Origin of the sequence: Janthinobacterium sp. SUN033, from assembly GCF_030397595.1 — a bacterium.
GTDB classification, from domain to species: Bacteria; Pseudomonadota; Gammaproteobacteria; order Burkholderiales; family Burkholderiaceae_D; genus Janthinobacterium; species Janthinobacterium kumbetense.
Window position 1 is genome coordinate 269109 of sequence record NZ_JAPQNV010000004.1, and the last position, 21293, is coordinate 290401.

Below are 21293 nucleotides of genomic sequence, written 5' to 3' on the forward strand. Positions count from 1 at the left end.
ATGTGCAGCAACATGTACATCCCTCACTTTTACAAAGGAATCCAGATGAACGCCTCAATGACAACCTTGCGCAAGAATTTGATCATCGCCATGAGCGTACTCGGCATGGGTGCGGCATCGCTGACCGTCCACGCCCAGGAAGCGGCCGCCAGCGCGCCTGCCGCCAGCACCAAGATGCAACATGAAGGCCACCGCGGCGGCAACCCGGCCGAGCGCATGGCCAAGTACCAGGCCCGCTTGCACGACAAACTGAAGCTGACAGCCGCGCAGGAACCGGCCTGGGCCACTTTCACGGCCGCCAATGCGCCGAAAAAACCGATGGGCGACTGGAAAGCCAAGCGCGAAGCGATGGCCAAGCTGTCGGCGCCGGAACGCATGGAGCAATGGATCGCCATGTCGAAGGAACGCATCGCGAACCAGGAAAGCCGCCTGGCCTCGCTGAAAACCTTTTATGCCGTGCTGACGCCGGAGCAAAAGAAAGTGTTTGACGACAGCGTGCCTGGCGGCAAGCACGGCGGCCACCGCGGTGGGCACCGTGGCGCTCACGACGGCATGCAGCAGCATCCCAAAGCCGGCTAAGTTGTAGCGGGTGTAAACACAGAAAAAGCCTGCAATGCAGGCTTTTTCTTATTGACGAGACAAGTGACCGCTTACTGCCCGTCGAGCTTGCGCAAGGAGGTCAGGAAGGTGGCGGCGTTCTGGAAACCGATCACGCGTGACTGGGCGATTTCCTGCCCTTGCGGGTTGAACATGATGATGCCCGGCGGGCCGAACAGCTGAAAACGTTTCAGCATGGCCTTGTCGTCCGCATCATTGGCCGTCACGTCCACTTGCAGCAGCACGGCTTGCCCCATCTTCTCGCGCACGGCGGGATCGACGAAGGTCAGCTTTTCCATTTCGATGCAGGACACGCACCAGTCCGCATAAAAGTCCAGCAGGGCCGGCTTGCCGTTCAACTGCGCCAGCGCCGCATCGAGCTGCGCCACGGTCTTTACGCGCATAAACGGCTGCGCGTGCACTTGCCCGCCGCCGAGGTGGGCCAGCGGCGCCAGCGGATCGCGGCCACCGCTGGCCACGCCCACCAGTTGCATCGCGCCCAGCACGGCAAACACGAGGCCGAAGGCTTTGGCGATCCAGGCATTCTTCGCGCCGCTCTTGCCCACCAGCAAATACATGCCGTAGCCGACAAACAGCACCGTCCAGCCCAGCATCTGCACGGCGCCCGGCAGCACGGGCGAGACCAGCCACCAGGCCACGCCCAGCTGCAGTACGCCAAAGAAGCGCTTGACGGCGTCCATCCAGGCGCCAGCGCGGGGCAGCAAGGTACCGGCCGACACGCCAACCAGCAGCAGAGGTACGCTCATGCCCACCGCCATGGCAAACAAGGCGCTGCCGCCGATGACGACGTCGCGCGTCTGGCTGATGTACAGCAAGGCGCCGGCCAGCGGCGCGGCCACGCAGGGCCCCACGATCAGGGCGGAAATGGCGCCCATGACGAACACGCCCGCCAGGCGGCCCGACGATTGCTGATTCGACACGGACGTCAGCTTGCCTTGCAGGAAAGCCGGCACTTGCAGCTCATACAAGCCGAACATCGACAGCGCCAGGCCTGCCATCAGCAGGGCAAAGAAGCCCAGCACCCACGGATTTTGCAGCTGGGCCGCCAGGCCTTCGCCTGCCAGGCCGGCCGCCACGCCCAGCGCCGTGTAGACGATGGCCATGCCTAGCGCGTACGTCAGCGACAGCAGCAAGCCGCGCGAACGACTGACCTTGGCGCCATCGCCGATGATGATCGACGACAAAATCGGCACCATCGGCAACACGCACGGCGTAAATGCCAGGCCCAGGCCCAGCAGCATGAACAGGGGCACGATGACGAGCAGCTTGCCGCCCTTCAGGGCCGCTTCGATCTTGCCCGTCTCGCTTTGCGCGGGCGCAGGGCTGGCCGCCACGGGCGCTGCCGCTACCGGCTCGGGCGTGCTGGTGATATTGGCCTGGGGAATGCTCATGACGGACACGCCGGGCGACGCCTGCGCCTGCGGGCCGTTGACGGCGGCCGTGTCGACTGCCGGCGCGGCCGGCAAGGCGAACTTCGACGGCAAGCCGCCCGGCGCCATGCTCTGGCCGCCGCCACCGCCTACCAGCTGGGCCGTGGCATCCTGCGGCGCATAGCACAGGCCCTTGTCCGAGCAGCCCTGGCCCGTCGCCTTCAGGGTGAACGCGCCACCCGCTTCCACGGGAATGGTGATGGTGAGGGTCTGGCGGAAGGTTTCCACGTTCTTCTGGAAAGTGTCGTCGAACTTGACCTTGCCCTTCGGATACACGGGCGTACCCAGCTTGGCGCCCACGGCTTCGAACTTGAAGCGCTCGTGGTACATATAGTAGCCATCGGCAATCACATAGGTAACGGCGATGGTGGACGGATCCTGCATGCGCGCGGAAAATTTAAACGCCAGCTCGGGGTCGAGGAATTCATCGTCGGCGCGGGCCTGGCTGGCGCCAAAGACGGCCATGACCAGCAGCATACAGGTGGCAAGCCAGATCAGCAGTTGATGTAGGGGAGCGGCGCGCGCGGTGGCGCTGGAAGGGAAACTGGACATGAACAACCTTTTTCTGCGGCATCAGCTGTGCCATTCGACAAGAGTCGCGCGGAGCAGGCAGCGCTTGTGCCGGGCCGGCGCGAAAGAAGAATAGTACACCGCAGCAAGGATAGCTGCAGCAGAAAACAAAAAAGCCAGGCTAGGCCTGGCTTTCTCAGATGCAATTACTGGGATTACTCGCCAGCAACTTCAACTGCTTCGGTCGTATCTGGACGATCCATCAGTTCAACGAACGCCATAGGAGCGTTATCGCCGACGCGGAAACCCATTTTCAGGATACGCACATAACCACCGTTACGGTTGGCGAAACGTGGGCCCAGTTCAGCGAACAGTTTGACGACCATTTCACGGTCGCGCAGGCGGTTGAAGGCCAGACGCTTGTTTGCCAGGGAGTCGGTTTTGCCCAGGGTCAGAATTGGCTCGACAACGCGGCGCAGTTCTTTTGCTTTTGGCAGGGTGGTTTTGATCGCTTCGTGACGCAGCAGCGATACTGTCATGTTGCGCAGCATTGCCAGACGGTGGGACGAGGTACGATTCAGTTTACGGAGGCCGTGACCGTGACGCATGATAAATCCTTTCGGTGAGTGTTTAAATTCCAGCTCTTCGATCAATGAGGCGGAAGCTTCATCGCGGGCCGGTTTGGTGCTACAAAATAAAAGCCTGGGACACCTGTCCCAGGCAGTTTGCTACAACTACGTATTACTTTTCCAGGCCGGCAGGCGGCCAGTTTTCCAGCTTCATGCCCAAGGTCAAGCCGCGCGATGCCAGCACTTCCTTGATTTCATTCAGGGACTTGCGGCCCAGGTTTGGCGTTTTCAGCAGTTCGTTTTCCGAACGTTGGATCAGGTCGCCGATGTAGTAGATGTTTTCCGCTTTCAGGCAGTTCGCCGAACGCACGGTCAACTCCAGGTCGTCGACTGGACGCAACAGGATAGGATCGACCAGCGGAGCGCGCGATGGCGCTTCGGCGGCGGCTTCCGTGCCTTCCAGGGCAGCGAACACATTCAACTGGTCCACCAGGACGCGGGCCGACTGGCGGATCGCTTCTTCCGGCGAGATCACGCCGTTGGTTTCGATGTTGATGATCAGCTTATCCAGGTCGGTACGCTGTTCAACGCGGGCCGATTCAACGAAGTACGATACACGGCGCACTGGCGAGAACGACGCATCCAGGATGATGCGGCCGATGGTCTTGTTCGTGTCTTCCGACAGGCGACGCACGTTACCAGGAACGTAGCCGCGGCCTTTTTCAACCTTGATCTGCATGTCCAGCTTGCCACCAGCGGTCAGGTGGGCGATCACGTGGTCAGGGTTGATCAGTTCGACGTCATGCGGCAGGTCGATGTCGGAGGCCAGGATGGCGCCTTCGCCTTCTTTTTTCAGGGTCAGGGTTACCGAATCGCGGTTGTGGACTTTGAAAACCACACCCTTCAAGTTCAGCAACAGATCGACGACGTCTTCTTGCACGCCATCGAGGGAGGAATATTCGTGGACGACGCCGGCGATCGTCACTTCGGTCGGCGCGTAGCCTACCATCGACGACAGCAGAACGCGGCGCAACGCGTTACCCAATGTGTGGCCATAGCCGCGCTCGAACGGTTCCATCACGACCTTGGCGTGACCTGCACCGAGAGCTTCAACATCGATAATACGTGGCTTCAACAAACTGTTTTGCATGAAATGTCCTTTTCAATACCCTCGGCTCATTACACCGATAAGGCTGATGGCATTAGTAAAACGCCCACTCAAGAAAGTGAGTGGGCGGGAGTCTTGCTAACTACTATTAACGCGAGTACAGCTCGACGATCAGCGATTCGTTGACGTCGTTAGCGATTTCGTTACGCTCTGGCAGGGACTTGAAGGTACCTTCCATTTTCTTGGCATCAACCGAAACCCAGCTAGGCATACCAACTTGTTCAGCCAGCGACAGTGCTTCAACGATACGCACTTGCTTTTTCGATTTTTCACGAACAGCAACGATGTCGCCAACTTTGACTGCGTACGAAGCGATGTTCACAACGATACCGTTCACGGTGAACGCTTTGTGGCTGACCAGTTGACGCGCTTCAGCGCGGGTCGAGCCAAAGCCCATGCGGTAGCAAACGTTGTCCAGACGCGTTTCCAGCAACTTCAACAGCGTTTCGCCGGTGTTGCCTTTACGACGGTCTGCTTCAGCGAAGTAGCGGCGGAATTGACGTTCCAGCACGCCGTACATGCGCTTGACTTTTTGCTTTTCGCGCAGTTGGTTACCGTAGTCCGAGGTGCGGGCGCCGGATTTGACACCGTGCTGGCCTGGCTTGACGTCCAGTTTGCACTTGCTGTCCAGCGAGCGACGTGCGCTCTTCAGGAACAGGTCTGTACCTTCACGGCGGGAAAGTTTTGCTTTAGGTCCGATATAACGTGCCACGATACTTCCTTTTTTTAAATGATAACGCCCCAGCCACATGCATGATCAAACACACTGATGCGGTTAGGCGCTAGTCTGATTTGGTTTCAATCAGACGGTGGCTGAAAACGAAAAACCCGTCAAACAGAATTTGACAGGCAAGAACAGCCGGGCAGTATAACCGTTTCCGGCTCCCTGCTCCAGCGTTTTCACACAACTGTACTGAGTTACAACAGACAGCAAAGCAGCTGGCGCCGAAGCGCCCTCTGCAACACTATCTTAGATACGACGACGTTTCGGTGGACGGCAACCGTTGTGCGGTACCGGCGTCACGTCCTGGATCTCGGTGATCTTGATGCCCAGGTTGTTCAGCGCGCGAACGGCGGATTCACGACCAGGACCTGGGCCCTTGATACGTACTTCCAGGTTCTTCACGCCACACTCAACAGCCACTTTACCAGCGGCTTCCGCGGCGACCTGCGCTGCGAATGGGGTCGATTTACGCGAACCCTTGAAGCCTGCACCGCCGGAGGTAGCCCACGACAAGGCATTGCCTTGACGATCGGTGATGGTAATGATGGTGTTATTGAACGAAGCGTGGACATGCGCGATGCCTTCAGCGACGTTCTTTTTAACTTTTTTACGCACGCGTGCTGATGCGGCGTTATTTTGCGACTTAGCCATAATTATTCCCTAGCGGATTATTTTTTCAGCGATTGAGCGGCTTTACGCGGTCCCTTGCGGGTACGTGCGTTCGTACGCGTACGCTGGCCACGGCAAGGCAGACCCTTACGATGACGCATGCCGCGGTAGCAACCCAGATCCATCAAACGCTTGATGTTCATGGACAGTTCACGACGCAGATCGCCTTCGACGATGAATTTACCTACTTCATCGCGCAGCTTTTCCAGTTCGCTGTCATCCAGATCTTTGATCTTTTTGTTGGTTGCTACACCGGTCGATGCACAGATTTTCTCTGCGCGTGGACGGCCCACACCGTAGATGGCCGTCAGGCCGATAACGGTATGCTGATGATTTGGGATATTAACCCCTGCAATACGTGCCATTTGTTATTCCTCGATTAACCTTGACGCTGCTTGTGACGTGGTTCCACGCAGATAACGCGGACTACGCCTTTGCGCTTGATGATCTTGCAGTTGCGGCAGATCCGCTTGACTGATGCGAGAACTTTCATTTTTGGGCTCTTTCTTTCGCTTCTTTGGTTTGATTCAGTGTGTTACTTGGTACGGAACACAATGCGGGCTCGGCTCAGGTCGTACGGCGTTAACTCCACCGTCACCTTGTCTCCAGGGAGAATGCGAATATAGTTCATCCGCATTTTACCTGAAATATGCCCGAGCACCACGTGTCCGTTCTCCAGCTTCACTCGAAATGTTGCATTTGGGAGATTCTCAAGAATCTCGCCCTGCATCTGTATGACGTCGTCTTTTGCCATTCGGTATGTTTACCGCGCTTAACGCGTCGGAATTCCGCCCTTGAAATTTGCTTTGCGCAGCAGTGAATCATATTGCTGCGACATCACGTAGTTCTGTACTTGCGCCATGAAATCCATGGTGACAACTACAATAATCAATAAAGAAGTACCGCCGAAATAGAATGGTACTTTCCACTGGGCTTGCATAAATTCCGGCAATAAACACACCAGGGTGATGTAGACTGCGCCGGCAAGTGTCAAGCGTGTCAGGATCTTGTCGATGTAACGGGCTGTCTGTTCGCCTGGACGGATCCCGGGAATGAACGCACCGCTTTTCTTCAAGTTATCCGCTGTTTCCTTGCTGTTAAAGACCAGCGCTGTATAGAAGAAACAGAAAAACACGATCGCCACTGCGTACAACAGCGCATGGATAGGCTCACCAGGCCCCATCGATGCTGCCAAATCTTTCAAGAACCGCACCGCAGGGTTAGCGTTGTCGGCGCCCTTTGAAAACCAGTCCACGATAGTGGCCGGGAACAAGATGATCGAAGAAGCAAAGATCGGCGGGATCACGCCGGCCATGTTCAGCTTCAACGGCAAATGGCTGGTTTGACCGCCATAAATCTTGTTGCCTACCTGGCGCTTCGCGTAATTGACCAATATTTTGCGCTGACCACGTTCGACGAATACAACGAAGTACGTTACCAGTGCTACCAGGATCACGATGAAAATCGCGCTGAAGCTGCCGATCGAACCATTCGACACCTGAGTGAACAAGCCACCCAACGCCGACGGCAGACCTGCTGCAATCCCGGCAAAAATGATGATCGAGATGCCATTACCCAAACCACGCTCGGTAATTTGCTCACCCAACCACATCAAAAACATTGTTCCGGTCAACAAAGTGACGACCGTCACGAAGCGGAATGCAAGACCAGGCTCCAACACCAGACCAGCTTGCGACTCCAGTGCGACTGCAATGCCTAACGCTTGGAACAGTGCCAGGGCAACCGTGAAATACCGGGTGTACTGGGTGATCTTGCGACGACCTGCTTCGCCTTCTTTTTTCAACGCTTCCATCTGCGGTGACACGATCGACAGCAATTGCATGATGATCGAGGCCGAGATATAAGGCATGATACCCAGCGCAAACACTGTAAAACGAGACAAGGCACCGCCCGAGAACATGTTGAACATGCCCAGGACGCCGCCTTCATGCTCCTTGAACAGCGAGGCTAATTGTGTCGGGTCAATCCCGGGAACCGGGACGTGAGCACCGATACGATAAACCACCAATGCGCCAAGCAAAAACCAGAGCCGTCCCCAAGGGAAACCGGCCGCTGCACTTTTAGCAAGTTGTGGATTAGTCGCCAATTTTCGCTCCGATCAAGCTGTTAGCGGTCAACTCAGGCTACCGAGCCGCCGGCTGCTTCGATGGCTGCTTTCGCGCCAGCGGACACTTTCAAGCCCTTCAAATTCACCGCTTTGGTGATTTCGCCGGACAAGATCACGCGCACGTCACGGGCCAACACGCCCAGAACGCCAGCTTGCTTCAAGACCAGAATGTCGACATCGCCAACAGCCAGGTTGTTCAGATCGGACAGGCGCACTTCAGCTTTGAAGGTTGCGTGCATCGATTTGAAACCGCGCTTAGGCAGACGGCGTTGCAGAGGCATCTGACCGCCTTCGAAACCGACTTTATGAAAGCCGCCCGAACGCGATTTCTGACCTTTGTGACCACGACCCGAGGTTTTACCCAGGCCGGAGCCGATACCGCGACCGACGCGACGCTTGTAGTGCTTAGCGCCTTCGGCTGGTGCAATAGTATTCAATTCCATGATTTGCTCCGTTCGTGTAAGCCCGAAGGCTTACCCGACAACTTTAACGAGATACGATACTTTATTGATCATGCCGCGTACGGATGGGGTGTCTTGCAATTCGGAAACCGAATTTACACGACGCAGACCCAGACCGCGCACGGTAGCGCGATGCGATTCGCGCGTACCGATCAAGCCCTTGACCAATTGCACTTTGACTGTGTTTGTCATTTTGTCCACCTTAAGCCAGAATGTCTTCGACCGACTTGCCGCGTTTGGCAGCGATATCGGAAGCAGTGCTCATTTTCGACAGGCCGTCCAGCGTAGCGCGTACCAGGTTGTATGGGTTGTTCGAACCGGTGGATTTCGCCACCACGTCCGTCACGCCCATCACTTCGAAGATAGCGCGCATTGCGCCACCAGCGATAACGCCAGTACCAGGCTTAGCTGGGTTCATCAGGACCTTGGAGGCGCCGTGACGACCAACAACCGTGTGATGCAAAGTACCGTTTTTGAGCGGTACTTTGATCAGGTTGCGACGGGCTTCTTCCATTGCCTTCTGCACGCCAACTGGCACTTCTTTCGATTTGCCCTTGCCCATGCCGACGCGGCCATCGCCATCACCAACTACGGTCAGCGCGGCGAAACCCATGATACGACCACCCTTGACCACTTTGGTCACGCGGTTGATCGCGATCATTTTTTCGCGCATGCCATCATCCGGCTTGTCGCTTTGCATTTTTGCTTGCATTTTTGCCATGATTGATCCTTAGAACTTCAGACCGGCTTCGCGTGCGGCTTCTGCCAACGCTTTCACACGGCCGTGGTAACGGAAACCGGAGCGGTCAAACGCAACTTCGGTAATCCCTGCTTTCAACGCTTTTTCAGCGACGCGCTTGCCGATCAAGGCTGCAGCAGCGGCATTGCCGCCTTTGCCGGATTGGCCTGCCAGTTCAGCGCGAACTTCCGCTTCAGCCGTCGAGGCCGAAACCAGGACTTTAGCGTCCGGGCTGATCAGGTTGGCGTAAATGTGCAGGTTGGTGCGATGCACCGACAAGCGATTTACTTTCAATTCCGCAATCTTGATGCGGGTTTGGCGTCCGCGGCGAAGCCGTGATTCTTTCTTATCCATCGTCAGCCCCTAATTACTTCTTCTTGGTTTCTTTAAGCTTAACCACTTCGTCCGCATAGCGAACGCCCTTGCCTTTATAAGGCTCAGGAGCGCGGTAAGCACGAACTTCAGCGGCTACCTGGCCAACCTGTTGACGGTCGATACCTTTAATCAGGATCTCGGTCGGGGTTGGTGTTGCGCAGGTAACGCCAGCTGGCATGTCATGCACTACAGGGTGCGAGAAACCCAGGGACAGATTCAGCTTGTCGCCTTGGGCTTGCGCCTTGTAACCCACGCCTACCAGGTTCAGCTTTTTCTCGAAACCCTTGGTGACGCCAACAACCATGTTGTTGACCAGTGCGCGCAGCGTGCCGGACATGGCATTGGCTTCGCGGCTGTCGTTCGCCACGTCGAAACTCAGGGTTCCTGCATTGTTTTCCACTTTGACCTGGCCGGTGAGGGCCTGGGAAAGTACGCCCAGCGGGCCTTTTACGGTGATCGCTTGTGCGGAGATGGCGACTTCGGCGCCAGCTGGCACTACGATAGGCATTTTAGCTACTCGAGACATGTGTAACTCCTTAAGCCACGTAGCAAATAACTTCGCCGCCGACACCGGTAGCGCGTGCTTTGCGGTCAGTCATGACGCCTTGCGGAGTCGACACGATCGCCACACCCAAGCCATTCATCACAACAGGGATCTCGTCTTTACCCTTGTAGACGCGCAGACCCGGACGGGACACGCGCTCCAAGCGCTCAATGACGGGACGGCCAACATAATACTTCAAACCGATTTTCAGTTCCGCTTTGCCACCAGCTTCGGCAACAGCGAAATCTTCAATGTAACCCTCGTCCTTCAGGACGCTGGCAATCGCAATTTTGACTTTCGACGATGGCATGGCCACGGTCGTCTTTTGCACGCCTTGTGCATTGCGAATGCGGGTCAGCATATCGGCGATAGGATCGCTCATACTCATTGCATATTCTCCTATTACCAGCTTGCTTTTGTCATACCCGGAATTTCACCACGCATGGCGAATTCACGGAGCTTGATACGACCCAGACCGAATTTACGGAATGTGCCGCGCGGACGACCAGTGATGGCGCAACGGTTACGTTGACGCGTCGGGTTCGAGTTACGTGGCAGCGCCTGCAATTTCAGGCGAGCTTCGTAGCGCTCTTCTTCCGATTTCGATTGGTCATCGACGATGGCCTTGAGAGCTTCGCGCTTAGGGGCGAATTTCGCCACCAGGTCAGCACGCTTGATCTCACGATTAATCAGTGACAGTTTGGCCATGATCAGTTCCTGAAAGGGAATTTAAAGGCGGCGAGCAAAGCTTTGGCTTCGTCATCGGTCTTAGCGGTTGTCGTGATGCTGATATTCATACCGCGCAACGCGTCAATCTTGTCGTATTCGATTTCAGGGAAAATGATCTGTTCCTTGACACCGATGTTGTAGTTGCCACGACCATCAAATGCACGGCCGTTCACACCACGGAAATCGCGTACGCGCGGCAGAGCCACGGTAATGAAGCGATCCAGGAACTCGTACATGCGAGCGCCGCGCAGGGTGACCATCGTACCGATCGGGTAACCTTCACGGATTTTGAAGCCTGCGATCGCTTTGCGGGACTTGGTGGTCACTGGCTTCTGGCCGGCGATCTTGGTCAAGTCAGCAACTGCGTGCTCGAGAACTTTTTTATCCGCGATAGCCTCACCAACACCCATGTTCAGGGTGATCTTGGTCAGACGTGGAACTTCCATTACCGACTTGTAACCAAACTTGCTGGTCAGGTCGGCAACGACTTTTTCTTTATAGAATTCTTGGAGACGTGCCATGATTTCTTAAGCCTTCACTACTTCGCCGGAGGATTTAAAGATGCGAACTTTCTTGCCGTCCACTTCTTTGAAACCCACGCGATCTGCCTTGCCAGTCGCTGCATTAAACAATGCAACGTTGGACACGTGAATTGGCATGGTCTTATCGACGATACCACCAGTTACGCCAGTCATCGGGTTTGGCTTAGTCGCTTTTTTAGCGATGTTAATGCCGTCAACCACGATATGTTCAGCATCGATACGCTGCTGTACCACACCACGTTTGCCCTTGTCTTTCCCGGTCAGAACGATGACTTCGTCGTTTTTACGAATCTTATCCATTACGACTCCTTACAGGACTTCCGGTGCCAGGGACACGATTTTCATGAACTTCTCAGTGCGCAGTTCGCGCGTGACAGGTCCAAAAATACGGGTACCGATCGGTTCCAGCTTGGCGTTCAACAGAACGGCGGCGTTGCCGTCGAACTTCACCAGGGAACCGTCTTGGCGGCGAACACCTTTAGCGGTGCGCACAACCACGGCGTTATAAATTTCACCTTTTTTGACACGGCCACGTGGCGCAGCAACCTTAACGGTTACCTTGATCACATCGCCAATGCCAGCATAACGGCGCTTGGAGCCGCCCAATACCTTGATGCACATTACTTCTTTGGCACCGGTATTGTCAGCCACTTCGAGCCGGCTTTCAGTTTGAATCATAGTATTCTCTTTCCCAACTTAAGCCGAAGAATCCACACAATGTAGACCCACGGTCAGTCTTGGTCCCGCCAGAGCCGCCCTGCTGGGCTTCACTGTTTGGGTGCATGACCTTCATACATCAACTGACCGCGAATGCTACTGTCTGTGGCCAGACACTTTGCGGCGTTACATGAACGAAGCCCGCAAGTATTACATACAATTTGCGGGCCTGCAAGTACTAATTAAAAGCCACCGCCGAAACGGTGGTTTTTATTTAAACGGTTGGTGCGGCTTGAACCACACGTGTCACCGTCCATGCCTTCGTTTTGGAGATCGGGCGACCTTCCTGGATCTCGACCGTGTCACCGGCCTTGACTTGGTTGGTCTCGTCATGCGCGTGATACTTGTTCGAACGCATGATGATCTTGCCATACAAAGGATGTTTTACGTGGCGCTCGATCAGAACGGTAACGGTCTTGTCCATCTTGTCCGAAACCACTTTACCGATCAGCGTGCGCTTGAGCGACTGTTTCACTGGTTCGTTCATTTGGCTTCCTTCAGATTCATTACCGTCTTCACACGCGCGATATCGCGGCGTACCTTCTTGAGCTGCGAAGTGTTGCTCAGCTGCTGCGTAGCGATTTGCATGCGCAGGCCGAACTGTGCCTTCAACAGGTCATTCAGCTCTTTTTGCAGAGCTGGCTGGTCCTTGCCGCGGAGTTCAGATGCTTTCATATACAACTCCAATTATTGGCCGACTTGGCGGATGACAAACGTCGTCGCCAGTGGCAGTTTAGCGGCGGCAAGACGGAATGCTTCCCGTGCCAGCGCTTCATCAACGCCATCCATTTCGTACAGTACTTTACCTGGCTGAATTTCAGCGACGTAGTACTCAGGATTACCTTTACCGTTACCCATACGGACTTCAGCCGGTTTGTTCGAAATCGGTTTGTCCGGGAAAATACGGATCCAGATACGGCCACCGCGCTTGATGTGACGCGTCATTGCACGACGCGCCGCTTCAATTTGACGCGCAGTGATACGACCGCGCGCAACTGCCTTCAGACCGAATTCGCCAAACGACACGGCGGTGCCGCGGCTGTGCGAAATACCGGTATTACGGCCTTTCTGCTCTTTACGATACTTTCTGCGTGCTGGTTGCAGCATGATTATTCTCCTGCTTTCTCAGCTGGTGCTGCTGCGGCGGCCGGTTTAGCGGCGGTACGCACACGTGCACCTGGTGCTGTGGATGGTTTCGCACCGGCACCGGCTGGACGTGGACGGCCAGCTGGCTTGCCATCGTCACGGCGTGGGCCGCGGCTTTTCTTCTCGTCAGCTGGGGTATCGATGACTGGTGCATCGCCGTTAGGCGCGCGGTCACCTTTGTATACCCACACCTTGACACCGATGATGCCGTAGGTGGTCGACGCTTCGCTGGTACCGTAGTCGATATCGGCGCGCAGGGTATGCAGAGGCACGCGGCCTTCGCGGTACCACTCTTTACGTGCGATTTCGATACCGTTCAGACGGCCGGACGACATGATCTTGATACCGAGAGCACCCAGGCGCATTGCATTTTGCATTGCACGCTTCATGGCGCGGCGGAACATGATCCGTTTTTCCAGCTGCTGAGCGATCGAGTCGGCGATCAGTTGCGAGTCGATTTCTGGCTTGCGAATTTCTTCGATGTTCACGTGAACAGGTACGCCCATGATCTTGGTCAGCGCGGACTTCAGTACTTCGATGTCTTCGCCTTTTTTACCAATGACCACGCCTGGACGCGAGCTGTAGATCGTGAAGCGCGCGTTCTTGGCTGGGCGCTCGATAACGATGCGGCCAACGGAAGCGTTCTTCAGTTTCTTTTTCAGGTAAGCACGTGCTTTCAAGTCTTCGTTCAGCATGGCAGCGAAATTACCGTTGCCTGCATACCAGCGCGAAGCCCAGTTACGGGTGACCGCCAGACGGAAACCGGTTGGATGAATTTTCTGACCCATCGTGGCTCCTTAGTTACCGACAGTCACGTAAACGTGACAGGATTGTTTCGAAATACGGTCGCCACGGCCTTTTGCACGCGCGGTGAAGCGCTTCAGGACGGGGCCCTTTTCGACGTAGATCGTTTTCACGAACAATTCGTCGATGTCCGCGCCATCATTGTGCTCGGCATTCGCAATAGCGGATTCCAGAACGCGTTTGATGATCGCAGCACCTTTTTTCGGGCTGAATTGCAAGATGTTGAGTGCAGCGTCAACTTTCTTGCCACGGATCAGGTCAGCAACCAGGCGGCCCTTTTGGTCCGACAGGCGCACACCTTTGAGGATAGCTTTAGTTTCCATTATTTCTTAGCCTTTTTGTCAGCTGCATGGCCCTTGAACGTACGGGTCAGTGCGAATTCGCCGAGCTTGTGACCAACCATGTTTTCGGAAACATAAACCGGCACGTGCAGCTTGCCGTTATGCACCGCGATCGTCAGGCCGATGAAGTCAGGCATGATTGTCGAACGACGCGACCAGGTTTTGATTGGCTTTTTGTCTTTGGCTGCTTGCGCGGCTTCAACTTTTTTCACCAGGTGGGCGTCACAGAACGGCCCTTTTTTCAATGAACGTGTCATGTGCTACCCCTTATTTCTTGCCGCGGCGCGAGACGATCATGGAAGTAGTACGCTTGTTGCTGCGTGTCTTCTTACCCTTAGTCTGTTGGCCCCAAGGCGAAACTGGATGACGACCAGCTGCTGTTTTACCTTCACCACCACCGTGCGGGTGATCGACCGGGTTCATGACCACACCGCGAACGGTAGGACGAACACCGCGCCAGCGCATCGCACCAGCTTTACCGATTTTACGCAGGCTGTGCTCGGCATTGCCGACTTCACCAACCGTTGCACGGCACTCGATGTGCACGCGACGTACTTCACCCGAGCGCAGACGCACTTGAGCGTAGGTACCTTCACGTGCCATCAGCACAACGCCAGCGCCGGCGGTACGTGCCATTTGAGCACCTTTACCTGGCAGCATTTCGACGCAATGCATCACGGTACCGACTGGGATGTTACGGATTGGCAAGCAGTTACCCGATTTGATCGGTGCTTCCGAACCGTTCATCACGCTGTCGCCAACGGCCATGCCTTTGGTTGCGATGATGTAGTGACGTTCGCCGTCGGCGTAGCACAACAGAGCGATATTCGCGGTGCGGTTTGGATCGTATTCGATACGTTCCACTTTCGCTGGAATACCATCTTTGGTGCGCTTGAAGTCGATCAAGCGATAGTGTTGCTTATGACCACCACCGATATGACGGGTGGTGATGTGACCGTTGTTGTTACGACCAGCGGTCTTGGATTTCTTTTCAACCAGGGCAGCGAACGGACGACCTTTGTACAGGTCGGCATTCACCACCTTTACCATGCCGCGACGGCCTGGCGAGGTTGGTTTCATCTTAACGAGTGCCATTATGCAGCCTCCTCGGAGAAGTTGATTTCCTGGCCAGGCTTCAGGCACACGAAAGCACGCTTGGTATGGTTACGACGACCGTTGAACTTGCCGGTGCGCTTTTGCTTACCTTCGCGGTTTGCAGTTTGCACGGACAGAACTTCAACCTTGAACAGCAGTTCGACCGCTGCCTTGATTTCAGGCTTGGTTGCATCCGGCAATACGCGGAATACAATTTGCTCGTTCTTTTCCGCGACCATGGTGGCCTTTTCGGAAATCACGGGCGCCAACAGCACCTTCATCAAGCGTTCTTCGCTATGTTTCAAAATCGCGCTCATGCCAGCATCTCCTCAATCTTGGCCAATGCAGCTTTGGTGACCAGGATCTTCTTGTAGAACACCAGGGACATCGGGTCTGCGTGACGTGGCTCAACGACGAGTACGTTAGGCAGGTTGCGCGATGCCAGTTCCAGGTTTTCGTTCAGAACGTCGGTGATGATCAGAACCGAATCAAAGCCCAGGCCGTTCAATTTTTGCGACAGCAGCTTGGTTTTTGGCGCGTCGATCGTCAGATCGTCGATGACGATCAGGCGCTCTTCGCGAGCCAGCTGCGACAGGATCGAGCAGATACCTGCGCGATACATTTTTTTGTTCACTTTGTGGGTGAAGTTTTCGTCAGGCGAGTTCGGGAAAATCCGACCACCGCCGCGCCACAGTGGCGACGACGACATACCAGCACGCGCGCGGCCGGTACCTTTTTGGCGCCATGGCTTTTTCGTCGTGTGGTGAACTTCTTCACGGTCTTTTTGCTTGCGGTTACCACTACGTGCATTCGCTTGATAAGCGATGACGACTTGGTGGATCAGCGCTTCATTGTAGTCACGGCCGAAAATCGTATCGGCTGCAGCAACGTTCGAGGCGGCTTGACCTTGCGCATTCAGAAGCTTGAGTTCCATCGTTTAAGCTCCCTTCTTGGCTTTGGTTTTGATGGCTGGCGAGACAACTACCTGGCCATTTTTCGCACCTGGAATCGCGCCTTTGACCAGCAACAGCTGACGGTCGGCATCGATACGGGCGATCACGAGGTTCTGGATCGTACGGTTAACGTCACCCAGATGACCGGTCATGCGCTTACCAGGGAAAACGCGACCTGGATCTTGTGCCATACCGATGGAACCTGGAACGTTATGCGAACGCGAGTTACCGTGCGTTGCACGGCCAGAAGCGAAGTGGTAACGTTTGATAACGCCTGCATAGCCTTTACCGATGGTAACGCCTTGCACGTCGATCTTTTGACCGACTTCGAACAGGGAAGCAGCGACAACATCGCCAGCTTTCAGTTCAGCGGCTTTAGCAGCGTCAACGCGGAACTCTTTCAACAGAGTACCGGCTTCAACACCAGCTTTAGCGTGATGACCAGCAACAGCTTTGGTCACGCGGGAAGCGCGACGTTGACCGAATGCGACCTGAACAGCGGAGTAACCATCTGTTTCAGGGGTTTTGATTTGCGCAACACGGTTGTTCGATACGTCCAACACGGTGACAGGAATCGAATCCCCTTCATCCGTGAAAATGCGCATCATACCAACCTTGCGACCGAGAAGGCCTAGGCTCATTTTTTCTCCATTCCCACCTGCGATTGGGCGGGGCTTGTTTAACTACAAAGTAACGTAGGACTCAAAAAAGACGAATCCATACCGAAGCCGGCTAGTATATAGCACAAAAACCCTTGACGCAACAAGTTAACACGAGGTATGTCAAAGTGTTGCGCGACGCCCCTGCAGGAGTTGTCGAACACCTCCCGCAATTGTCGCAGCGCCTCGTCAAAATGAGCATCCATGCGCCCTGACGCCACAAAAAGAAGGGCGCGGACCAGGCCTGTGCCCCGTCCGCGCCCATGCGTCATGCGAGTCGCTGGTCTAGCCGTTGCAGCGCTCCAGGCAATGTTGGAGCAGGTCACGGCAAATCGGGCTGCCGCCCAATGAACCGGTGCAGCCAACATAGCTGCTGTCGCAGCGCGAACGGCATTGCCAGACATCCTCACTCGCCGCGGCATACGCGTAACCGGCACTCAGGCCACAGGCGAAGAGGAAAAAAGCCAGTTTCTTGATCATGGTGCTGTCTCCAGATTGTTATGTTGGAATGAAAGGAACTGCCCGGTGGCGGCAAGCCATCCTTCCTGCCGCCCGCTATTACTCCCGCAAACCGCAACACACAATACCGTGCTGCCCGGAAAGCAATACCAAAGACTACCGTAAACAATACCAACTTAAAACCAATTATTTTCCAAATCAGCAATCTTTTTCATGCCTCACTGGAGCAGGCTCTGACGATTGCTGCCCTCCCCTGCCTACCTGATACCAGTCCACCTTGCGCGTCGCCACCATGATGGCGGCCAGCACGGCGAACAGCAGGATGCTGCCCATCACCAGCGCATTGTTTTCCGAGCTCAGCAAGCCATACAGGGCGCCATACAGCACGGTCAGCGCCACGCCGAAGCCGATGCCGCGCCAGGCGTTGTGCAGCACGTGCACCAGGTAAAAGCTGGTCAGCACGATGCACGCGGCGCTGGCGATCAGATAGGCGGCCAGGAAGGCGATATGCTCGGCCAGGCCCACCAGCAGCAGGAAGAAGATCACCAGCGACAGGCCCACCAGCAAATATTGCACCGGGTGGATCGGCAGGCTTTTCAGGATTTCAAAGATGAAGAAGGCGGCAAAGGTCAGTGCCACGAACAGCAAGCCATATTTCGTGGCCCGGTCCGACTGCGAATACACGTTCACCGGCTCGATGAAGCCCACGCTGAAGCGGTCGATCTGGCCCAGCGGGGCGCTGTCGGGCACCTTGAATTCCCCTTCGATCGTGCTCAGTTGCGTTTGCGCATTGGTGGCCAGCGACGAGATATTCCACGCTACATTGAAGCCCTGGGCATCGATCTGGCGATTCTTCGGCGACGGCAGGAAGCGCCCGCCAAACTGCGGATGGGGCCAGTTCGACTTGATCTGGATCTGACTGTTCTTGGCCACCGGCACGAAATGCTGGCGTTCGATGCCATCGAGGCCCAGGTCAAAGCTGAAGCGCACCTGTTGCGGCGCCGCCAGAGGCATGGCGCCCAGCGGCGCATGCAAGCCGCTGCGGAAGGCAAGCAGGTCGGTACCCTGCTCGAACTCGATCTTTTGTCCGCCCCAGTCGATTTTCGGAATATTGCGGATGCCGCGCACGTCCTCGATGGAGAGGGCGACGAAAGGCTGGCCCAGGGTCACGCGCGAGTCCGGCGACTTGCGCGGCAGTTGGCTGCTGGCCGGCACCGTGAAGTCGCCCTTGAAGGCATGCTGGCCGCTGTAGACCAGCACCTGGTGGATGCCGCGGTAACGGCGGTCCGTCTCGATGTTGCCGTTGATCTGCAGATCGTTCGGGTACACGAGCAGGCGACGCTGCACCAAGCGGCGCAGCAACTCCGTGCGCGCAGGCGCTTTCGCTTCCTTGTCATCACCCTTGGCCACTTCCACGCGCTCTTCGTACTGCTCCGTGTAGGGAATCACGAGGATGGGGCCGATGATGGTTTGTTCGCGCACCGAATCGGCGGCGATGCTGTTGACGGCTTCCTGGCGGAACTCCATCCGCTCCTTGATCGTTTCCTGAATCATCAGCAAAGGCAAGCCGATTAACAACATCAGGCCGAACACGATCATCGCTTTGACTAAGAGAGTTTTTTGCATGGCGCATCCTTGAAGTAAGGCGGCCAGTGTAGGAAAGCTGTATGCGCTGACGATGCAGTCTGTGTGAAGCCTGTAAATATAGTGCGCTAAGCCAGCGGCAGACACAGGCACGCGCAGGCACCGCCTTCCGCATGATTGAGCACCTCGACCGTGCCGCCATGCAGGGAAGCGACCTCGCGCACGAAAGGCAGGCCCAGGCCCGTGCTTTTACCGGCGCTCGGGCGCGGCAAGGAGTAGAAGCGCTCGAAGACGCGTTCGAGCGCATATGCGGGGATGCCCGCGCCGCGGTCACGCACGGCAATTTCCACCTGGCTGCCCTGGCGCCGCGCCGTCAGGTCGATGCAGCTGCCGGGCGGGGCGAAGCCGGCCGCGTTATCGAGCAGGTTGCCCAGCGCCTGGCGCAGCAACAGGGGGTCGCCCGCCACGCTCGCCTCGTCGTGCTGCAGCTGCAGACGCACGCCGCGCGCCGCCAGGGTGGCGGCCGCATCCTGCGCCACTTGCGCCAGCAGGGGCGCCAGCGCGATGCGCTCAGGGTTATCCAGGCGCTGCTGCTTTTCCACGCGCACCAGGGCCAGCAGCTTGTCGATCAGTTGCCGCTGGCGCGCATTCTGCTCCAGGATGCTGGCGAGAAACTGGCGGCGCTCGGCCGGCGGCATGTCTTCCTGCAGCAGCTCGGCAGAGGCCTGGATGGCGGCGATCGGGCTTTTCAATTCATGCGCCAGCGTGTGCATCAACTGCTCCACATACTCCTTGCCCTCCAGGCGTGTGCGCATCGCCTCCAGCGCCCGCCCCAGGGTGCCGATCTCGTTCTGGCCCAACGCCGGCAGCGCCACCTTGCGCCCCGCTTCCACGTCGCCGATGTAATGCATCAACTTGCCCAGCGCATGGTGCAGCCACCAGGCGAATGCCAGGCCGATCAGCAGCGACAGCAGCAACAGCACGGCGCCGCGCTGCAATATCTTGCGCTGGCTGCGCTCGACAAACGCCTGCACGCTGGCATTCGGCTTGGCCACCGTCAGCACGCCGATCACCTCATTGCCGTCGCGGATCGGCGCGGCCACGTGCATGACCGTCGACATCTCGTCGTCTGGCCGGCTGCGCGTGCTGCGCGCGCCATACTTGCCCTGCAAGGTGAGGTACACGTCATTCCAGCGCGAATAGTCGCGGCCCACGTCGCGCCCGCTGGAATCGAACAGCACGATGCCATGCCGGTCCGTGATGGTGATGCGGTAATCGAGCGTGCGCTTGCGCACGCCGTTGATATTGACGTCCACGCCATGGCGCGCGTAATCCTGCATGCGTTCTGCCACGGGCGACTGCGCCAGGCTGCCCGCCTTCACGTCGGGCGCCACCAGGCTGGCCAGCAGCTGCGAAGTATCAACCAGGGTGTCTTCCAGGGTCGAGCGCACACCGGGCTTGACCTGCTCCATGAAGACGTTCAGCAGGAACCATGCGGCCAGCCCGACGATCAGGAAGTAGCCGAGCAGGATGCGCAGGCCGATCTTCATGCGCCGGCCAGGCTGTAGCCTAGGCCACGGTGGGTGTGGATGGGGTCGACTTGCGCATCGATGGCGCGCAGCTTGGCGCGCAGCGATTTGACGTGCGCGTCGACGGTACGCTCGAGCGTGTCCGGCGCCCCGCTCCACACGCGCTCCATCAGCTGCGCGCGCGACAGCACGTGGCCGGGATGCGCGAGCAGGGTTTTCAGCAACAGGTATTCATAACGGGTCAGGTCCAGCGGCTGGCCGTGAAAGAGCACCTTCGCCTCCAGCGCGCGCAATTCGAAGCGCGCCGACGCGGCGACAGGCGCGACTATCGTCATGCCAGTCTCGCGGGGAGCTTGCGCGACACCTGCGCGGCGCAGGATGACGCGGATGCGCGCCACCAGTTCGCGTGGCGAAAACGGTTTCGTGACGTAATCGTCGGCGCCGATTTCCAGGCCGACGATACGGTCGATCTCGTCGCTGCGGGCCGTCAGGAAGATCACCGGCACCTCGGAAAACTGGCGCAGCCGGCGGCACACTTCCAGCCCGCTCATGTCGGGCAAGCCCACGTCGAGCACCACCAGAACGGGCATCTGCGCGGCTTCGCCGGGCGTTGGGCGCAACGCGGCCAAGGCTTGCTCGCCCAACATCACATGGCGCGGCGCAAAGCCGTCCGTGCGCAAGGCATAGGCGATGCTGTCGGCAATCGCCTGTTCATCTTCCACGATCAGGACAGTCTTGGACATGGCGGCGGCACGCAGTAGTGGACAGACCCGGAGTATCCCTGAAGCACGCAAGCGGCG

General features: G+C 57.0%; 34 protein-coding genes. 1 reads left to right on the top strand and 33 read right to left on the bottom strand.

Going from position 1 to position 21293, the window contains the following annotated elements; genetic code table 11:
• The first annotated feature begins 45 nt into the window (after positions 1 to 45).
• A complete protein-coding gene (locus OX460_RS18295) occupies positions 46 to 579 on the top strand; it encodes a Spy/CpxP family protein refolding chaperone (protein ID WP_289899525.1) in 534 nt (177 codons plus the stop codon).
• Between the two features lie 71 nt (positions 580 to 650).
• On the opposite strand, the gene dsbD is transcribed toward OX460_RS18295, so the two are convergent.
• The 33 genes from dsbD to creB form a co-directional block, all read right to left on the bottom strand.
• A complete protein-coding gene (gene dsbD, locus OX460_RS18300) occupies positions 651 to 2525 on the bottom strand; it encodes a protein-disulfide reductase DsbD (RefSeq protein WP_289899770.1) in 1875 nt (624 codons plus the stop codon).
• A 248-nt stretch (positions 2526 to 2773) separates the two neighbouring features.
• Complete coding sequence (gene rplQ / locus OX460_RS18305; RefSeq protein WP_034753219.1) at positions 2774 to 3166, bottom strand: 50S ribosomal protein L17; 393 nt, start codon at positions 3164 to 3166, stop codon at positions 2774 to 2776.
• Positions 3167 to 3299: 133 nt separating this feature from the next.
• A complete protein-coding gene (rpoA, locus tag OX460_RS18310; protein ID WP_008444343.1) occupies positions 3300 to 4277 on the bottom strand; it encodes a DNA-directed RNA polymerase subunit alpha in 978 nt (325 codons plus the stop codon).
• 106 nt (positions 4278 to 4383) lie between these two features.
• Positions 4384 to 5007, bottom strand: coding sequence for a 30S ribosomal protein S4 (gene rpsD / locus OX460_RS18315; RefSeq protein WP_010394478.1), 624 nt, complete (start codon positions 5005 to 5007; stop codon positions 4384 to 4386).
• Between the two features lie 258 nt (positions 5008 to 5265).
• On the bottom strand, positions 5266 to 5670 hold the full coding sequence (gene rpsK / locus OX460_RS18320) for a 30S ribosomal protein S11 (RefSeq protein WP_010394475.1): 405 nt from the start codon (positions 5668 to 5670) through the stop codon (positions 5266 to 5268).
• 17 nt (positions 5671 to 5687) lie between these two features.
• Positions 5688 to 6053: a 30S ribosomal protein S13 gene (gene rpsM, locus OX460_RS18325; RefSeq protein WP_046681666.1), complete on the bottom strand. Its 366-nt coding sequence runs from the start codon at positions 6051 to 6053 to the stop codon at positions 5688 to 5690.
• Between the two features lie 14 nt (positions 6054 to 6067).
• Positions 6068 to 6181 carry a 50S ribosomal protein L36 gene (gene rpmJ, locus OX460_RS18330; RefSeq protein ID WP_010394471.1) on the bottom strand — a complete coding sequence of 38 codons (114 nt, stop codon included), beginning with the start codon at positions 6179 to 6181 and terminating at the stop codon, positions 6068 to 6070.
• A gap of 42 nt (positions 6182 to 6223) precedes the next feature.
• Positions 6224 to 6442, bottom strand: coding sequence for a translation initiation factor IF-1 (gene infA / locus OX460_RS18335; RefSeq protein ID WP_005663428.1), 219 nt, complete (start codon positions 6440 to 6442; stop codon positions 6224 to 6226).
• A gap of 18 nt (positions 6443 to 6460) precedes the next feature.
• Positions 6461 to 7795, bottom strand: coding sequence for a preprotein translocase subunit SecY (gene secY / locus OX460_RS18340; RefSeq protein ID WP_010394438.1), 1335 nt, complete (start codon positions 7793 to 7795; stop codon positions 6461 to 6463).
• Positions 7796 to 7827: 32 nt separating this feature from the next.
• Positions 7828 to 8259: a 50S ribosomal protein L15 gene (rplO, locus tag OX460_RS18345; protein ID WP_034753211.1), complete on the bottom strand. Its 432-nt coding sequence runs from the start codon at positions 8257 to 8259 to the stop codon at positions 7828 to 7830.
• A gap of 30 nt (positions 8260 to 8289) precedes the next feature.
• On the bottom strand, positions 8290 to 8469 hold the full coding sequence (gene rpmD / locus OX460_RS18350; RefSeq protein ID WP_010394435.1) for a 50S ribosomal protein L30: 180 nt from the start codon (positions 8467 to 8469) through the stop codon (positions 8290 to 8292).
• Positions 8470 to 8479: 10 nt separating this feature from the next.
• The gene (rpsE, locus tag OX460_RS18355) at positions 8480 to 8998 is read right to left on the bottom strand and encodes a 30S ribosomal protein S5 (RefSeq protein WP_010394433.1); all 519 of its coding nucleotides are present in this window, start codon (positions 8996 to 8998) and stop codon (positions 8480 to 8482) included.
• 9 nt (positions 8999 to 9007) lie between these two features.
• Entirely contained in the window at positions 9008 to 9370 is a 363-nt protein-coding gene (rplR, locus tag OX460_RS18360) for a 50S ribosomal protein L18 (protein WP_010394431.1), read from the bottom strand.
• A gap of 13 nt (positions 9371 to 9383) precedes the next feature.
• Positions 9384 to 9917 carry a 50S ribosomal protein L6 gene (gene rplF / locus OX460_RS18365; RefSeq protein ID WP_034778281.1) on the bottom strand — a complete coding sequence of 178 codons (534 nt, stop codon included), beginning with the start codon at positions 9915 to 9917 and terminating at the stop codon, positions 9384 to 9386.
• 10 nt (positions 9918 to 9927) lie between these two features.
• Entirely contained in the window at positions 9928 to 10323 is a 396-nt protein-coding gene (gene rpsH / locus OX460_RS18370; RefSeq protein WP_034753208.1) for a 30S ribosomal protein S8, read from the bottom strand.
• Positions 10324 to 10337: 14 nt separating this feature from the next.
• Entirely contained in the window at positions 10338 to 10643 is a 306-nt protein-coding gene (gene rpsN / locus OX460_RS18375) for a 30S ribosomal protein S14 (RefSeq protein ID WP_010394423.1), read from the bottom strand.
• A gap of 2 nt (positions 10644 to 10645) precedes the next feature.
• Positions 10646 to 11185 (bottom strand): 50S ribosomal protein L5, encoded by a 540-nt coding sequence (gene rplE / locus OX460_RS18380; protein ID WP_010394421.1) that lies wholly within the window; start codon positions 11183 to 11185, stop codon positions 10646 to 10648.
• 6 nt (positions 11186 to 11191) lie between these two features.
• On the bottom strand, positions 11192 to 11506 hold the full coding sequence (gene rplX / locus OX460_RS18385; protein WP_034753204.1) for a 50S ribosomal protein L24: 315 nt from the start codon (positions 11504 to 11506) through the stop codon (positions 11192 to 11194).
• Positions 11507 to 11515: 9 nt separating this feature from the next.
• Positions 11516 to 11884, bottom strand: coding sequence for a 50S ribosomal protein L14 (rplN, locus tag OX460_RS18390; RefSeq protein WP_008444317.1), 369 nt, complete (start codon positions 11882 to 11884; stop codon positions 11516 to 11518).
• 253 nt (positions 11885 to 12137) lie between these two features.
• On the bottom strand, positions 12138 to 12410 hold the full coding sequence (gene rpsQ / locus OX460_RS18395) for a 30S ribosomal protein S17 (protein WP_010394415.1): 273 nt from the start codon (positions 12408 to 12410) through the stop codon (positions 12138 to 12140).
• The gene (gene rpmC, locus OX460_RS18400; protein WP_010394412.1) at positions 12407 to 12598 is read right to left on the bottom strand and encodes a 50S ribosomal protein L29; all 192 of its coding nucleotides are present in this window, start codon (positions 12596 to 12598) and stop codon (positions 12407 to 12409) included. The genes rpsQ and rpmC overlap by 4 nt, the downstream gene beginning before the upstream one ends.
• Positions 12599 to 12610: 12 nt before the next feature.
• On the bottom strand, positions 12611 to 13030 hold the full coding sequence (rplP, locus tag OX460_RS18405; RefSeq protein ID WP_034753201.1) for a 50S ribosomal protein L16: 420 nt from the start codon (positions 13028 to 13030) through the stop codon (positions 12611 to 12613).
• A gap of 2 nt (positions 13031 to 13032) precedes the next feature.
• Complete coding sequence (gene rpsC, locus OX460_RS18410) at positions 13033 to 13857, bottom strand: 30S ribosomal protein S3 (RefSeq protein ID WP_034753199.1); 825 nt, start codon at positions 13855 to 13857, stop codon at positions 13033 to 13035.
• A gap of 9 nt (positions 13858 to 13866) precedes the next feature.
• Positions 13867 to 14199: a 50S ribosomal protein L22 gene (gene rplV, locus OX460_RS18415; RefSeq protein ID WP_170840583.1), complete on the bottom strand. Its 333-nt coding sequence runs from the start codon at positions 14197 to 14199 to the stop codon at positions 13867 to 13869.
• A complete protein-coding gene (gene rpsS / locus OX460_RS18420; RefSeq protein WP_008444295.1) occupies positions 14196 to 14471 on the bottom strand; it encodes a 30S ribosomal protein S19 in 276 nt (91 codons plus the stop codon). The genes rplV and rpsS overlap by 4 nt, the downstream gene beginning before the upstream one ends.
• A 10-nt stretch (positions 14472 to 14481) precedes the next feature.
• Entirely contained in the window at positions 14482 to 15309 is an 828-nt protein-coding gene (gene rplB, locus OX460_RS18425) for a 50S ribosomal protein L2 (RefSeq protein ID WP_034753198.1), read from the bottom strand.
• Complete coding sequence (rplW, locus tag OX460_RS18430; RefSeq protein WP_010394398.1) at positions 15309 to 15626, bottom strand: 50S ribosomal protein L23; 318 nt, start codon at positions 15624 to 15626, stop codon at positions 15309 to 15311. Before rplW ends, rplB begins: the two co-directional genes overlap by 1 nt.
• Complete coding sequence (gene rplD, locus OX460_RS18435; RefSeq protein ID WP_034753197.1) at positions 15623 to 16243, bottom strand: 50S ribosomal protein L4; 621 nt, start codon at positions 16241 to 16243, stop codon at positions 15623 to 15625. Before rplD ends, rplW begins: the two co-directional genes overlap by 4 nt.
• A 3-nt stretch (positions 16244 to 16246) precedes the next feature.
• A complete protein-coding gene (gene rplC / locus OX460_RS18440) occupies positions 16247 to 16903 on the bottom strand; it encodes a 50S ribosomal protein L3 (protein ID WP_010394393.1) in 657 nt (218 codons plus the stop codon).
• 303 nt (positions 16904 to 17206) lie between these two features.
• Entirely contained in the window at positions 17207 to 17401 is a 195-nt protein-coding gene (locus OX460_RS18445; RefSeq protein ID WP_077398840.1) for a hypothetical protein, read from the bottom strand.
• Between the two features lie 177 nt (positions 17402 to 17578).
• A complete protein-coding gene (creD, locus tag OX460_RS18450; RefSeq protein ID WP_289899526.1) occupies positions 17579 to 19006 on the bottom strand; it encodes a cell envelope integrity protein CreD in 1428 nt (475 codons plus the stop codon).
• 86 nt (positions 19007 to 19092) lie between these two features.
• The gene (gene creC, locus OX460_RS18455) at positions 19093 to 20514 is read right to left on the bottom strand and encodes a two-component system sensor histidine kinase CreC (protein ID WP_289899527.1); all 1422 of its coding nucleotides are present in this window, start codon (positions 20512 to 20514) and stop codon (positions 19093 to 19095) included.
• Positions 20511 to 21236: a two-component system response regulator CreB gene (gene creB / locus OX460_RS18460; RefSeq protein ID WP_251349397.1), complete on the bottom strand. Its 726-nt coding sequence runs from the start codon at positions 21234 to 21236 to the stop codon at positions 20511 to 20513. The genes creC and creB overlap by 4 nt, the downstream gene beginning before the upstream one ends.
• Positions 21237 to 21293: the final 57 nt, after the last annotated feature.

Excerpts from the sequence above, each read along its gene's own strand:
- rpsH (WP_034753208.1), bottom strand. The coding sequence starts at position 10,323 with ATGAGTATGAGCGATCCTATCGCCGATATGCTGACCCGCATTCGCAAT.
- rpsC (WP_034753199.1), bottom strand. The coding sequence starts at position 13,857 with ATGGGTCAGAAAATTCATCCAACCGGTTTCCGTCTGGCGGTCACCCGT.
- rplC (WP_010394393.1), bottom strand. The coding sequence starts at position 16,903 with ATGAGCCTAGGCCTTCTCGGTCGCAAGGTTGGTATGATGCGCATTTTC.
- creB (WP_251349397.1), bottom strand. The coding sequence starts at position 21,236 with ATGTCCAAGACTGTCCTGATCGTGGAAGATGAACAGGCGATTGCCGAC.
- rplE (WP_010394421.1), bottom strand. The coding sequence starts at position 11,185 with ATGGCACGTCTCCAAGAATTCTATAAAGAAAAAGTCGTTGCCGACCTG.
- rpoA (WP_008444343.1), bottom strand. The coding sequence starts at position 4,277 with ATGCAAAACAGTTTGTTGAAGCCACGTATTATCGATGTTGAAGCTCTC.
- rpsE (WP_010394433.1), bottom strand. The coding sequence starts at position 8,998 with ATGGCAAAAATGCAAGCAAAAATGCAAAGCGACAAGCCGGATGATGGC.
- infA (WP_005663428.1), bottom strand. The coding sequence starts at position 6,442 with ATGGCAAAAGACGACGTCATACAGATGCAGGGCGAGATTCTTGAGAAT.
- rplR (WP_010394431.1), bottom strand. The coding sequence starts at position 9,370 with ATGGATAAGAAAGAATCACGGCTTCGCCGCGGACGCCAAACCCGCATC.
- rpsN (WP_010394423.1), bottom strand. The coding sequence starts at position 10,643 with ATGGCCAAACTGTCACTGATTAATCGTGAGATCAAGCGTGCTGACCTG.
- rpsM (WP_046681666.1), bottom strand. The coding sequence starts at position 6,053 with ATGGCACGTATTGCAGGGGTTAATATCCCAAATCATCAGCATACCGTT.
- rplN (WP_008444317.1), bottom strand. The coding sequence starts at position 11,884 with ATGATTCAAACTGAAAGCCGGCTCGAAGTGGCTGACAATACCGGTGCC.
- dsbD (WP_289899770.1), bottom strand. The coding sequence starts at position 2,525 with ATGCTGCTGGTCATGGCCGTCTTTGGCGCCAGCCAGGCCCGCGCCGAC.
- rplW (WP_010394398.1), bottom strand. The coding sequence starts at position 15,626 with ATGAGCGCGATTTTGAAACATAGCGAAGAACGCTTGATGAAGGTGCTG.
- OX460_RS18295 (WP_289899525.1), top strand. The coding sequence starts at position 46 with ATGAACGCCTCAATGACAACCTTGCGCAAGAATTTGATCATCGCCATG.
- rplF (WP_034778281.1), bottom strand. The coding sequence starts at position 9,917 with ATGTCTCGAGTAGCTAAAATGCCTATCGTAGTGCCAGCTGGCGCCGAA.
- rpsS (WP_008444295.1), bottom strand. The coding sequence starts at position 14,471 with ATGACACGTTCATTGAAAAAAGGGCCGTTCTGTGACGCCCACCTGGTG.
- rplO (WP_034753211.1), bottom strand. The coding sequence starts at position 8,259 with ATGGAATTGAATACTATTGCACCAGCCGAAGGCGCTAAGCACTACAAG.
- rpmC (WP_010394412.1), bottom strand. The coding sequence starts at position 12,598 with ATGAAAGCATCTGAACTCCGCGGCAAGGACCAGCCAGCTCTGCAAAAA.
- rpmJ (WP_010394471.1), bottom strand. The coding sequence starts at position 6,181 with ATGAAAGTTCTCGCATCAGTCAAGCGGATCTGCCGCAACTGCAAGATC.
- OX460_RS18445 (WP_077398840.1), bottom strand. The coding sequence starts at position 17,401 with ATGATCAAGAAACTGGCTTTTTTCCTCTTCGCCTGTGGCCTGAGTGCC.
- rpsQ (WP_010394415.1), bottom strand. The coding sequence starts at position 12,410 with ATGAACGAACCAGTGAAACAGTCGCTCAAGCGCACGCTGATCGGTAAA.
- creC (WP_289899527.1), bottom strand. The coding sequence starts at position 20,514 with ATGAAGATCGGCCTGCGCATCCTGCTCGGCTACTTCCTGATCGTCGGG.
- creD (WP_289899526.1), bottom strand. The coding sequence starts at position 19,006 with ATGCAAAAAACTCTCTTAGTCAAAGCGATGATCGTGTTCGGCCTGATG.
- rpsK (WP_010394475.1), bottom strand. The coding sequence starts at position 5,670 with ATGGCTAAGTCGCAAAATAACGCCGCATCAGCACGCGTGCGTAAAAAA.
- rplX (WP_034753204.1), bottom strand. The coding sequence starts at position 11,506 with ATGGATAAGATTCGTAAAAACGACGAAGTCATCGTTCTGACCGGGAAA.
- rplQ (WP_034753219.1), bottom strand. The coding sequence starts at position 3,166 with ATGCGTCACGGTCACGGCCTCCGTAAACTGAATCGTACCTCGTCCCAC.
- rplD (WP_034753197.1), bottom strand. The coding sequence starts at position 16,243 with ATGGAACTCAAGCTTCTGAATGCGCAAGGTCAAGCCGCCTCGAACGTT.
- rplP (WP_034753201.1), bottom strand. The coding sequence starts at position 13,030 with ATGCTGCAACCAGCACGCAGAAAGTATCGTAAAGAGCAGAAAGGCCGT.
- rplB (WP_034753198.1), bottom strand. The coding sequence starts at position 15,309 with ATGGCACTCGTTAAGATGAAACCAACCTCGCCAGGCCGTCGCGGCATG.
- rpmD (WP_010394435.1), bottom strand. The coding sequence starts at position 8,469 with ATGACAAACACAGTCAAAGTGCAATTGGTCAAGGGCTTGATCGGTACG.